We start from the raw sequence: 12,449 nt of genomic DNA, 5'->3' as shown, positions 1-12,449 counted from the left end.
TTCTTTTCTACTGAGCCGGTATCTGCTGCTGTTGTGTCTGGAAACAAAAAAGAAGGAATCACTCTCGTAATTCCTTCTTGTGCGCTCCAGGATGGGCTTGAACCAACGACCCCCTGATTAACAGTCAGGTGCTCTAACCAACTGAGCTACTGAAGCATTTTCTGCTTGTTTCTTGTAAGCGGTTGCAAAGGTACTATGTTTCTCCGAACCTACCAAATGTTTTTGAAGAAAAATTCAATGAAACCGTATTTTTCTGTATTTTCCTGCCTCGCACGCAGTGTTTTCCATTATAATAGTGTACTTTTGCCGCATTGTAACCGCATTAAGTAACAAACAAACGACAAGCAATGAAAAAATTCTTCCTGGCATTCGGGCTCTGGCTTTGCGCTTGGGGCAGTACCGTGATGGCACAGAACCCTGCAGACAAGGAACATAACTTCAAGGTGGCGAAGAATCTCGAGACCTTTTCAGCCATCTATAAGTATCTTGACATGATGTATGTCGACACGCTGGATGCCGATGAGGTGGTCGGTAACGGCATCAATTATATGCTGCACTCACTCGACCCCTACACGGTCTATTACCCGGAGGAGAAGGTCAAGGACCTGGACCTGATGATTTCCGGGAAGTATGCCGGCATCGGTGCGCTGATCCGCTATAACTTCGCCCTGAAGAACGTCGTCATCGACGAGCCGTATGAGCACATGCCTGCTGCGGAAGTGGGGCTGAAGAAGGGAGACATTGTCCTTGCCATCGGCGACTCGACGATGGCGGGGAAGGATGTGGCTTACGTCAGCAGCCATCTGCGGGGTGATGCCGGGACGACATTCCTCCTGACCATTCGCCGGCCCTCCACGAACAAGAAGATGAAAATCAGGATTACACGCCGTGCCATCCAGCTCCCTGCCGTGCCCTATTATGGGGTGCAGGAAGGAGGGGTAGGGTATCTCGACCTGAACTCCTTTACGACCGACTGTTCGAAGGATGTCCGCCGCGCCTTCCTCGACATGAAGAAGCAGGGGATGACTTCGCTGGTCTTCGACCTGCGCAACAACGGCGGCGGCAGTCTGCAGGAGGCCATCAACATCGTCAATATGTTCGTGCCGAAAGGCCTTACCCTGGTGAAGACCGTGGGCAAGATGGAACGTGCGAACAAGGAATACAAGACGACCGTAGAACCCATCGACACCGTCATGCCTATCGTCGTGCTGGTCAACGGCGAGACGGCAAGCGCCAGCGAGATTACCAGCGGCAGCCTGCAGGATCTGGACCGTGCCGTCGTCCTCGGTACGCGCACCTATGGGAAGGGACTCGTGCAGGCCTCGATGAATCTCCCGTACAATGCCAGCCTCAAGCTGACGACCAGCAAGTATTACATTCCCAGCGGGCGGTGCATACAGGCCATCAACTACAAACACGCCAACGGCGGCTATACCGAGCATATACCCGACTCGCTGACGCACGTCTTCCATACGGCTGACGGGCGGGAGGTGCGCGACGGCGGCGGCATCAAGCCCGATGTGGAGGTGCTCCCCGACTCGCTGCCGAACATCGCTTTCTACCTCGCTTCGTCCGGACGCGACTCTACGGAGGTGATGTGGAACTGGGAACTGCAATACCTGAAGAAGCATCCTTCCATCGGGCCGGCAAAGACATTCGTCCTCTCCGATGCCGACTATGAGGACTTCAAGCAGACGGTGCTGAAGAGCGGATTCAAGTACGACCGTGAAAGCCGGAAATACCTGGAGAATCTCGTCAAGCTGGCCAGGTTCGAGGGATATTACGAAGATGCGAAACCCGAGTTTGACGCATTGGAAAAGAAGCTGAGTCACAACCTTGCCAAAGACCTCGACTACAACAGACAGACGCTGAAGAAACTGCTGACAAGCGACCTCGTATCGGCCTATTACTACCAACGCGGCTCGCTGGAGAACAGTCTGCAGTTTGACAAGCAGTGGAAAAAGGCTGTGGAGATTCTGCAGAACCCGGCGGAATACAGAAAGCTGCTGCAGCCGTCTGCGGACCGTCCGGTCGTGAAGGCGGAAACGGCAGCGGGGGCAACTGTCGACGCCAAGGCGAAGACCAAGGTGAAGTAAGGAGAAATCTCTTGGCGACCGGATGAGGCTTACAGGACTGTCAGGGCTTGTAAGCCTCATTTTTTCATTGTACCTTCTGGATTGCCATGGCGTACAGCCGCAGTCTTGCAGCCGTTGTCCTTTGTGACGGCAGGGAGGAGATGCCTGGGTGGCCGGCCCTCCTGCGAGGAGGATGCGACTTGCTTTCCTTCCGTTTCCGCCGTGCGGATGTTCAAGGCGGTATCGCCGCAGATTTTTCACGTGAAGAAGGGTGTGTCTTGTTGCTGTCCGGTAAACATCTGCCGTATAAACGGGTCATGCTCTCTTGCAATCCGTATGACTGTGACAGGAACGAGCCTGGCTTCCTGCCGATGTGCTGATACCTGACACCAGCCGTGTCAAGGGTCTGCACGGTTGCGGTCTGTCGCCCGGATGGAGACGGCTTGCAAGTAAAGACCAAAGGGCAGGGCGCTTTGTTGGATGAGGGGGGCTTGCTTTTCCGAAGCCAATGAGGGTGGAGCGGTGGAAAGGGGCCGCATGGCGAAATCATCAAAGGCATACTTCCACGGCTGTCCCTCTCCATGCCGAAGTCCTGTCTGGATCCCGTCTAAATCGCTTGTCAGCTGATAAAAAAGGTTCTTCCGTTGAATGCGTGGATTGGAAATAGGATAAAAGCTTATGCACTTGCATGGGATGACTGTCCAAAATCAGAGGGGCTTCAAAGGAGGCTAAACTGCAAAGTAAGATGCAGTAAAGGCGAATGGATACGAAGCCTGTCCATCAGCAGGTCTTTCCGTCTTCTACAAACAACTGATTCCCCTGTCATCGGTATTTGTAAACTGTTTTCATGCAGTCCAAAGCAACACATGCTCTTCTGGCTTCTGAAAGATGCCTGATTGACTTACAATCGGTGCTCTTTTAGAGCGTTACCAACGCCCTTTTGAGGTCCAATCAGGCACCTTTTTGAAACGGCTTGACAACCAATTGATTTACTGCTGGTTGCAGACTTGTTTTTTTGCACGTGTTTCCTATATCTGCTGATGATTTATCTGAAATTATGTAATGGTTTTTCAAAAGCCTGTCTGTGTTTTCAACCTGTTAAAATGAAAAGGCTCTTGTATCGGAGGAGGATAACAGGATAGACAGCTGACGGTCTTGGCTATGTTTTTGTTTAGTGATTAACTTCGGTTCTTCCGTTAAAGCTATGCGGAAAGCATCCACGCATTTAACGGAAGAACCATAAAAAAGCCGTAAAACATTTGGTGTATGACGAAAATAGTCGTAACTTTGCACACGTTCAGAGGAATGAGGGGCTTTCAACAGTCCCTCATTTTTCATATTAAAACGCTTATGATAGACAAAAACGTTGTAAAAAGTCTCGTTGACGAGTGGCTGGAAGGCAAGGAATACTTCCTGGTCGACATTCAAATCAGTCCCGACGACAAAATCGTCGTGGAGATCGACCATGCCGATGGGGTGTGGATTGAGGATTGCGTGGAGCTGAGCAGGTACATCGAGGACCGTCTCTCCCGGGATGAAGAGGACTACGAACTGGAGGTCGGCTCCGCCGGTCTGGGGCAGCCTTTCAAAGTGCCGCAGCAGTATCAGAACTTCATCGGAAAGGAAGTCGAGGTGCTGGATAAAGACGGAAAGAAAGTCAAAGGCGTATTGAAGAGCGTCGACGGCAACGACTTCGTTGTGGCCGTCAACGAAAAGGTACACGTGGAAGGCAAGAAGCGTCCGGTGAAGATGGACGTGGACCATGCGTACAAGATGGATGAAGTAAAATACACAAAATACATAATAAGTTTCAAGTAAAGCTATGGCAGCAAGAAAAACAGAAGAAGAGCGTCCGAACATGATCGAGACCTTCAAGGAGTTCAAGGACACCAAGAGCATCGATCGTACCACTCTGGTGAGCGTGCTGGAAGAGAGCTTCCGCAACGTGCTCGCCAAGATCTTCGGCAGCGACGAAAACTTCGACGTGATTGTGAACCCGGACAAGGGCGACTTCGAGATACACCGCAACCGTGTGGTCGTGGCTGACGGAGAGGTGGAAGACGAGAACAAGCAGATCAGCCTGACGGATGCACGCAAGATAGAAGACGACTACGAGGTAGGAGAGGACGTGAGCGAGGAGGTGGACTTCAACAAGTTCGGCCGCCGTGCCATTCTGAACCTGCGCCAGACACTGGCTTCCAAGATTCTTGAACTGGAGCACGACTCCTTGTACAATAAGTACAAGGACCGTGTCGGCCAGATCATCTCGGGCGAGGTCTACCAGACCTGGAAGCGTGAGGTGCTGCTCGTCGACGACGAGAACAACGAGCTGATCCTGCCCAAGGGCGAGCAGATCCCGCGCGACCAGTACCGCAAGGGCGAGACAGTCCGTGCGGTCATCCTGCGTGTGGACAACGAGAACAACAACCCGAAGATCATCCTCTCGCGCACGGCTCCGGAGTTCCTGGAGCGGCTGCTCGAGGCGGAAGTGCCGGAGATCAGCGACGGTCTGATTGCCATCCGCAAGATCGCCCGTATGCCGGGCGAGCGTGCCAAGATTGCCGTAGAGAGCTTCGACGACCGCATCGACCCGGTAGGAGCCTGTGTCGGTGTGCGCGGCAGTCGTGTCCACGGCATTGTCCGGGAACTCTGCAACGAGAATCTGGATGTCATCAACTGGACTGCCAATACGAAGCTGTTCATCCAGCGTGCCCTGTCTCCGGCAAAGGTCAGCAGCCTGAACGTCGACGAAGAGAACAAGAAGGCAGAAGTCTACCTGCAGCCGGAGGAGGTCAGTCTTGCCATCGGCCGCGGCGGCATGAACATCAAGCTGGCAAGCATGCTGACAGGTTATACCATCGATGTCTTCCGTGAACTGGACGAACAGAACGCCGAAGAGGATATCTATCTGGATGAGTTCTCTGACGAGATCGACCAGTGGGTCATCGATGCCATCAAGGGTATCGGGCTGGATACGGCACGGCAGGTGCTCAATGCCCCTCGGGAAATGCTGATAGAGAAGGCGGATCTGGAGGAAGAGACCGTAGACAACGTGTTGAGAGTATTGAAGTCAGAGTTTGAACAGTAAAAAGGTGATTGGTTGGTGGGTGATGGCTGTTGACTGAAAGCTAACGGGTGTGACTATTCAGCAACTCCATGTTCGGAACCCCTCTCTACCAAAAGGCATATCAACAATCAACAACCAACACCCAGCACCGTAAGATAAAGTTAATGAGCATCAGATTAAACAAAGCAATTCGAGAATTGAACATAGGACTCCAGACGGCAGTGGAGTTCCTGGAGAAGAAACAGGAGTTAGGCGAGGTGAAGAGCGACCTGAACTTCAAGCTGAGTGATGAGCAGTATCATGCACTCGTAGGAGCCTTCAAGAAGGACAAGGAGGTGAAGAAGGACGCTGCCAAGCTTTTCCAGAAGAAGCCGAAGGAGAAGAAGACTGCTGCGGACCACAGGGGCGAGACGCTTCTGAAGTCGGACAGACAGCAGTACACGCCAGTCGGAAAGATAGATCTCGACCAGCTGAACAGGCCGGCCGCCAAGTCATCTGCTGCTCCTGCTGAGAAGAAGGAAAGTCCTGCCCCGGCTGCTGCCGTAAGCCCTGTGCAGGAGAAGAAAGAGACTGCCGCCCCTGCTGCCGGTGATAAACCGGCGGAGAAGAAAGAGGAAACGAAAGCCGTTGCTGCGGAGAAGGAGCAACCAGCCGAGACCTCTCGGACAGGGAAACCGGCTGTCCCCCAGAATGATGATGCAAAGACGGTCGCCCCGGCTGCAAAGGTGGAGGGGAAGACAGAACCGGAGAAGGCGGCCGCTGATGCACCGGTTAATTCAGCGGCTGTGGAAGAGAAGAAGGAGAACGGCCTTTTCCTGACCAAGAACGAGAAGAAGATTCTGAATACGCCGAAGGTAAACGTCCTGGGCAAGATCGACCTCAGCACGCTCAACCAGAGCACCCGTCCGAAGAAGAAGAGCAAGGAAGAGCGGCGCAAGGAACGTGAAGAGAAGTCCGGTCAGGGCGGCGGCCAGGGCAAGAAGAAGCGTGTCCGTATCAGCAAGGAACGTGTCGACATCAATGCCGCAGCCAATCAGCAGCAGAACCAGAACGGCAAGAAGGGCGGGAACAAGAACGGCGGAAACACCGGCGGAAAGAACAGCGGCAAGAAGAGCCGCAACCGTAATCAGAAACCGTTGGAGGTGGATGACGAGGCGGTAGCACGCCAGGTAAAGGAGACACTCGCCCGGCTGACAAGCAAGAGCCAGAACAAGAAGGGGGCGAAATACCGCAAGGAAAAGCGTGATGCCGTCCAGGAACGCCTGAGTGCCGAGGCCAAGGCCGAGCGCAAGGAAAGCAAGACGCTGAAGCTGACAGAGTTCGTTACCGTTTCCGAACTGGCGACGATGATGAATGTCCCGGTGACGAAGGTCATCTCCACCTTGATGTCTGTCGGCATCATGGTTTCCATCAACCAGCGGCTGGATGCCGAGACCATCAACCTTGTTGCCGACGAGTTCGGCTTCAAGACGGAGTATGTCAGTGCCGAAGTGCAGGAGGCGGTCAGCGAAGAGGAGGATGATGAGAACGACCTCGTTCCGCGTGCTCCTATCGTGACTGTCATGGGCCATGTCGACCACGGCAAGACCTCTCTGCTCGACCATATCCGCAACACCAACGTGATAGCCGGTGAGGCCGGCGGCATTACCCAGCACATCGGTGCGTACAGCGTGACGCTGGAGAACGGCCGCAAGGTGACCTTCCTCGACACGCCGGGTCATGAGGCGTTCACAGCCATGCGTGCCCGCGGCGCACAGGTGACGGATATCGTGATTATCATCATCGCTGCCGACGACTCGGTCATGCCTACCACCAAGGAGGCGATCGCCCACGCACAGGCTGCCGGCGTGCCGATGGTGTTCGCCATCAACAAGATTGACAAGCCGGGAGCGAACCCGGACAAGATACGCGAGGACCTGTCGCAGATGAACCTGCTCGTGGAAGAGTGGGGCGGCAAGTACCAGTGCCAGGAGATCAGTGCCAAGAAGGGACTGGGCGTGAACGACCTGCTCGACAAGGTGCTGCTCGAGGCGGATATGCTCGACCTCAAGGCCAATCCTAACCGCAAGGCGACGGGTACGATCATCGAGTCGTCCCTCGACAAGGGGCGCGGCTATGTCAGTACGGTGCTCGTGTCAAACGGTACGCTGAAAGTGGGCGACAATGTCATCGCCGGCACTTCCTGGGGCCGCATCAAGGCCATGTTCAACGAGCGCAACCAGCGCATTGAGAGTGCCGGACCGGCGGAGCCGGCCATCATCCTCGGTCTGAACGGTGCGCCTACGGCCGGTGACACGTTCCACGTGATGGAGACCGAGCAGGAAGCACGCGAGATAGCCAACAAGCGTGAGCAGCTGCAGCGTGAGCAGGGCCTGCGTACACAGACCCGTCTTACTCTGTCGGATATTTCCCACCGCATCGCACGTGGAGAGTTCCATGAGATGAACATCATCGTGAAAGGTGATACGGACGGTTCTATCGAGGCTCTGTCTGATTCGTTCATCAAGCTGTCTACGGAGAAAGTCAAGGTAAATGTCATCAACAAGGCTGTCGGCCAGATTTCCGAAAACGATGTGATGCTGGCATCGGCTTCTGATGCGGTCATCGTCGGCTTCCAGGTACGCCCTTCGGCCGATGCACGCCGACTGGCCGACCGTGAGGGTGTCGAAATCAACACCTACTCCGTCATCTACGATGCGATCGATGATGTGAAGTCAGCCATGGTCGGTATGCTCGACAAGGTGAAGAAGGAGATTGTCACCGGTCAGGTGGAAGTCAAGCAGGTATTCAAGATTTCCAAAGTCGGGACTGTCGCCGGCGGTATGGTTACCGAGGGCAAGGTCCACAGCAAGGACAAGGGTCGTGTGGTCCGTGACGGTATTGTCGTCCACACTGCTCCGATCGATGCCCTGAAACGTTACAAAGACGATGTGAAGGAAGTCGCCACAGGACTTGAGTGCGGTATATCTCTTGTCAACTACAACGACCTGCAAGTAGGAGACATCATCGAGACCTTCACGGAGATTGAGGTTGAACAGAAACTGTAAGAATAAAGAAAGCCGTCTTTTCTCCATCCGAGGAGTGAAGACGGTTTTTTCTTTGCGGTAACAAATGTTGCTGCCGGGAAGGTGGCATACAATTTGTCTGCCCATACCATATATATTAGCATTGAATTACAAATGGATGAAAACAAGAATAATGAATTTGTAAAGAAGGTCGCAGAGCAGAAGTACGAGTTCGGCTTTACAACCGATGTACATACAGAGGTCATCCCGAAAGGACTGAACGAGGAGATTGTCCGGCTCATTTCGCAGAAGAAAGGGGAGCCGGAGTGGCTCCTCGATTTTCGTTTGAAGGCTTTCCACTACTGGGAGACGCTGCCCGTCCCTACATGGGGGCATCTGCATCTGCCCGAGCTGCACCTGCAGGACATCTCCTATTACGCCGACCCCTTGGCGAAGAAACCCAAGAACAAGGAGATGGATCCGGAGCTGGCAAAGACCTTCGACAAGCTGGGGATTCCGCTGGAGGAACGGCTCGCATTGAGCGGCACGGCAGTCGATGCCATCATGGACTCCGTGTCTGTAAAGACAACCTTCAAGAAGCAGCTGGCAGAGAAAGGAATCATCTTCTGCTCTATCGGCGAGGCCGTCAAGGAACATCCCGATCTGGTACGGCAGTACCTCGGAAGCGTCGTCCCCTATCGAGACAACTATTCCGCCGCACTGAACTCCGCCGTATTCAGCGACGGCTCCTTCGTGTATATTCCCAAGGGGGTCCGCTGTCCGATGGAACTCAGTTCGTACTTCCGCATCAATGCCATCAACACGGGGCAGTTTGAGCGCACGCTGATCGTAGCCGATGATGATGCCTATGTCAGCTATCTTGAGGGCTGTACGGCTCCGATGCGCGATGAAAACCAGCTGCATGCGGCGGTGGTGGAAATCGTCGTGAACAACAATGCCGAAGTGAAATACTCGACCGTCCAGAACTGGTATCCGGGCGATGAGAACGGAAAGGGAGGCGTTTTGAACCTCGTGACAAAGCGCGGCGAGCTGCGCGGCGTGAACTCCAAGCTGTCATGGACACAGGTTGAGACAGGCTCTGCCATCACCTGGAAATATCCGTCCTGCGTGCTGAAGGGCGACAACTCACAGGCCGAGTTCTATTCTGTCGCCGTGACGAACAACTATCAGGAAGCTGACACCGGTACGAAGATGATTCACATCGGCAAGAACACCAAGAGCACCATCATCTCGAAAGGCATCTCTGCCGGACACAGCCAGAACTCTTACCGCGGACTGGTCCGTGCGACGGCAAATGCAGAGAATGCCCGCAACTACTCGAGCTGTGACTCGCTTCTCCTGGGTTCAGACTGCGGTGCACATACCTTCCCTTACATGGATATCCACAACGATACGGCCATTGTGGAACATGAAGCGACAACATCAAAAATCAGTGAAGACCAGCTCTTCTACTGCAACCAGCGCGGCATTCCTACGGAGGATGCCGTCGGGCTGATTGTCAACGGCTATGCGAAGGATGTCCTCAACAAGCTCCCGATGGAGTTCGCCGTAGAGGCACAGAAACTCCTCTCCGTGACATTGGAAGGAACAGTAGGGTGATATAACAGAACGGACAATATGCGAAAAGTCATTCTCATCACGTCTGGCTTGCTGCTCGCGACAATGCTCCAGGCTCAGTCATGGCAGTTGAAGCCATGGCGGAAGTTTCTTATAGATGAACAGGTGAAGCGAGATACGACAAGTACTTGTCGGTCGGTAATGGGTAACGCCGTTGCACCGATGCCTTATGACCGTCGTCTTTTTCACACGGTAACGGGTTCAGGATTTATAAAGGATCCGCCTCCTTACAAGAAGAAGCCTAAGTCTTTCTTTGGTGGCAACGATACATCACCGTCGCTTTTCGATGAACAACGCGAGCGGGAGAGATCAGAGAGAATGGCTCGTGGCGACTATCACACATCCGACTTTTTAGCTGGTATGGTGTGTGACATCATTGACATTTTTATTTTGAAAAGTAAATAAAACAAAAACAATATGTTAGAAGTAAGAAACCTGCACGCAACGATTGCAGGTAAAGAAATATTAAAGGGCATCAACCTCACGGTGAAAGACGGTGAAGTGCATGCCATCATGGGACCTAACGGCTCGGGTAAGTCTACGCTCAGTGCCGTACTTACAGGTAATCCACTCTATGAAGTAACCGACGGCATGGCCGTCTTCAATGGAAAGAATCTCTTGGAGATGAAGCCGGAGGACCGTTCTCATGAAGGGCTCTTCCTCTCTTTCCAGTATCCGGTGGAGATTCCGGGAGTGAGCATGACCAACTTCATGAAGGCGGCCGTCAATGCCAAGCGTGCTTATCAGGGACTCGAACCGCTGAAGGCGGCCGAGTTCATGGTCCTTATGCGGGAGAAACGCCGGCTGGTGGGCATGGACTCCAACCTGTCCCGCCGCAGCGTGAACGAAGGCTTCTCAGGTGGTGAGAAGAAACGCAATGAAATCTTCCAGATGGCGATGCTCGAACCGAAGCTGAGCATCCTCGACGAGACCGACTCCGGCCTTGATGTTGACGCCATGCGTATCGTAGCGGAAGGGGTGAACAAGATGCATACAGATGAGACGTCCACCATCGTCATCACCCACTATGAGCGTCTGCTCGACATGATCAAACCGGATGTCGTCCATGTACTTTACAAGGGTCGTATTGTCAAGACGGCAGGTCCGGAGCTTGCCAAGGAAATTGAACAACGGGGCTACGACTGGATCAAGGAAGAGGTGGATGCCGGAGACTGAAAGGCTGCCGTTTATCTTGATTGTCCAGTCCGGCTGGAGTCCCTGTGAGTCATGGGGATTGTCTTATCCGCTATATCCAGCCGGCTGAAACGCCTAAAAAGAAACAACAATGCAAAGCGAAAAACAATATATAGACCTCTACAACGAGGCGCAGCAGATGATCAAGGATCACGCTGCACCCGTTCTCAATGAGGTGCGCGACAAGGCTTTCGAGGACTTCCGCCGGCTTGGCTTCCCTGACAGGAAAGTGGAACGCTACAAGTACACGGATATGCAGAAGCTCTTTGAACCGGACTATGGCCTGAATCTCAACCGCCTTGAGATTCCTGTCAATCCCTACGAGACTTTCAAGTGCGATGTTCCCAACCTCAGCACTTCCCTTTATTTCATTGTCAACGACCAGTTCTATGCCAAGGCGTTGCCGAAGACAAAACTCAATGACGGCATCATCGTCGACAGTCTGAACCGCATGGCGACAGAACATCCGGAACTGGTGCGGAAGTACTATGGCCGTATTGCCCACACAGAAGCCGATGCCGTAACGGCACTGAACACGATGCTGGCACAGGACGGACTCTTCATCTATGTGCCGAAGAACGTACAGATGGAACGCACCGTGCAGGTGGTCAACATCCTCCGTTCGGATGTCGACCTGATGGTCAACCGCCGTGTGCTCATTGTCCTCGAGGAAGGTGCGAAAGCACAGTTCCTCTTCTGCGACCATGCTGCCGACAACCGGAACTTCCTCGCCACACAGGTCATCGAGGCTTTCGTAGGCGACAATGCACGCCTGGAACTGAACTGTCTGGAAGAGACTCATGCGAAGAACACGCGGGTTTCCAACGTTTATATAGAGCAGCAGCGCAACTCCCGTGTCAGCCACAACGTCATCACGCTGCACAACGGTGTGACCCGCAACATGCTCGACCTTGTCTTCAAGGGTGAGGGCAGCGAGTGCTTCTGCAACGGCTGTGTGGTCGCAGACAAAAGCCAGCACGTGGACAACAACACGCTCATCGACCATCAAGTTCCCCACTGCACGAGCAACGAACTTTACAAATACGTTCTTGACGGAAATGCCGTCGGTGCCTTCGCCGGCCGTGTGCTTGTCCGCAAAGGCGCGCAGAAGACGCTCTCGCAGGAGAACAACCGTAACCTCTGCGCCAGCAGGACAAGCCGTATGTTCACCCAGCCGATGCTCGAAATCTATGCGGATGATGTACAGTGCAACCACGGATCGACCGTCGGACAGCTCAACGATGCCGCCCTCTTCTATATGCAGCAGCGCGGTATCGACCGCAAGGAAGCCAAGCTCCTTCTTGAGTTCGCCTTCGTCAACGAGGTCATTGACAAGATGGAGCTTGAGCCGTTGCGCGACCGCCTCCACCACCTGGTGGAGAAACGCTTCCGGGGCGAGCTGGACAAGTGCGAGGGCTGCACGATGTGTAAATAGTATGACATCGGGCTTATGGGGATATTTTGCCCCAT

At 53.7% G+C, this 12,449-nt stretch carries 8 protein-coding genes and 1 tRNA gene; 8 read left to right on the top strand and 1 reads right to left on the bottom strand.

Features of this window, described 5'->3' with window-relative positions:
• Window positions 1–82: 82 nt before the first annotated feature.
• Window positions 83–156 (bottom strand) — tRNA-Asn (locus HMPREF9141_RS11915).
• 191 nt (window positions 157–347) lie between these two features.
• On the opposite strand from HMPREF9141_RS11915, the gene HMPREF9141_RS11910 reads away from it, so the two are divergent.
• From HMPREF9141_RS11910 to sufD, 8 genes are all read left to right on the top strand, one after another.
• Complete coding sequence (locus HMPREF9141_RS11910) at window positions 348–2,096, top strand: S41 family peptidase (RefSeq protein WP_007369023.1); 1,749 nt, start codon at window positions 348–350, stop codon at window positions 2,094–2,096.
• A gap of 1,329 nt (window positions 2,097–3,425) precedes the next feature.
• On the top strand, window positions 3,426–3,893 hold the full coding sequence (gene rimP, locus HMPREF9141_RS11900) for a ribosome assembly cofactor RimP (RefSeq protein WP_040554896.1): 468 nt from the start codon (window positions 3,426–3,428) through the stop codon (window positions 3,891–3,893).
• 4 nt (window positions 3,894–3,897) lie between these two features.
• Window positions 3,898–5,163, top strand: coding sequence for a transcription termination factor NusA (nusA, locus tag HMPREF9141_RS11895; RefSeq protein ID WP_007369019.1), 1,266 nt, complete (start codon window positions 3,898–3,900; stop codon window positions 5,161–5,163).
• Window positions 5,164–5,306: 143 nt separating this feature from the next.
• Window positions 5,307–8,189: a translation initiation factor IF-2 gene (infB, locus tag HMPREF9141_RS11890; protein ID WP_040554894.1), complete on the top strand. Its 2,883-nt coding sequence runs from the start codon at window positions 5,307–5,309 to the stop codon at window positions 8,187–8,189.
• A 132-nt stretch (window positions 8,190–8,321) separates the two neighbouring features.
• Window positions 8,322–9,767 (top strand): Fe-S cluster assembly protein SufB, encoded by a 1,446-nt coding sequence (sufB, locus tag HMPREF9141_RS11885; RefSeq protein WP_040554893.1) that lies wholly within the window; start codon window positions 8,322–8,324, stop codon window positions 9,765–9,767.
• 18 nt (window positions 9,768–9,785) lie between these two features.
• Complete coding sequence (locus tag HMPREF9141_RS11880; protein WP_007369016.1) at window positions 9,786–10,190, top strand: hypothetical protein; 405 nt, start codon at window positions 9,786–9,788, stop codon at window positions 10,188–10,190.
• Window positions 10,191–10,202: 12 nt separating this feature from the next.
• The gene (sufC, locus tag HMPREF9141_RS11875; RefSeq protein WP_007369015.1) at window positions 10,203–10,961 is read left to right on the top strand and encodes a Fe-S cluster assembly ATPase SufC; all 759 of its coding nucleotides are present in this window, start codon (window positions 10,203–10,205) and stop codon (window positions 10,959–10,961) included.
• 109 nt (window positions 10,962–11,070) lie between these two features.
• Entirely contained in the window at window positions 11,071–12,414 is a 1,344-nt protein-coding gene (gene sufD, locus HMPREF9141_RS11870; protein ID WP_007369014.1) for a Fe-S cluster assembly protein SufD, read from the top strand.
• Window positions 12,415–12,449 lie beyond the last annotated feature (35 nt).

It is taken from the genome of Prevotella multiformis DSM 16608 (assembly GCF_000191065.1).
Lineage (GTDB): Bacteria > Bacteroidota > Bacteroidia > Bacteroidales > Bacteroidaceae > Prevotella > Prevotella multiformis.
The sequence above is the reverse complement of the archived record's forward strand: the minus strand, read 5'-3'. Positions and strand labels throughout refer to the sequence as shown.

Bases quoted from the DNA above. Each gene is read 5' to 3' on its own strand.
- HMPREF9141_RS11910 (WP_007369023.1), top strand. From the start codon at position 348: ATGAAAAAATTCTTCCTGGCATTCGGGCTCTGGCTTTGCGCTTGGGGC.
- rimP (WP_040554896.1), top strand. From the start codon at position 3,426: ATGATAGACAAAAACGTTGTAAAAAGTCTCGTTGACGAGTGGCTGGAA.
- nusA (WP_007369019.1), top strand. From the start codon at position 3,898: ATGGCAGCAAGAAAAACAGAAGAAGAGCGTCCGAACATGATCGAGACC.
- infB (WP_040554894.1), top strand. From the start codon at position 5,307: ATGAGCATCAGATTAAACAAAGCAATTCGAGAATTGAACATAGGACTC.
- sufB (WP_040554893.1), top strand. From the start codon at position 8,322: ATGGATGAAAACAAGAATAATGAATTTGTAAAGAAGGTCGCAGAGCAG.
- HMPREF9141_RS11880 (WP_007369016.1), top strand. From the start codon at position 9,786: ATGCGAAAAGTCATTCTCATCACGTCTGGCTTGCTGCTCGCGACAATG.
- sufC (WP_007369015.1), top strand. From the start codon at position 10,203: ATGTTAGAAGTAAGAAACCTGCACGCAACGATTGCAGGTAAAGAAATA.
- sufD (WP_007369014.1), top strand. From the start codon at position 11,071: ATGCAAAGCGAAAAACAATATATAGACCTCTACAACGAGGCGCAGCAG.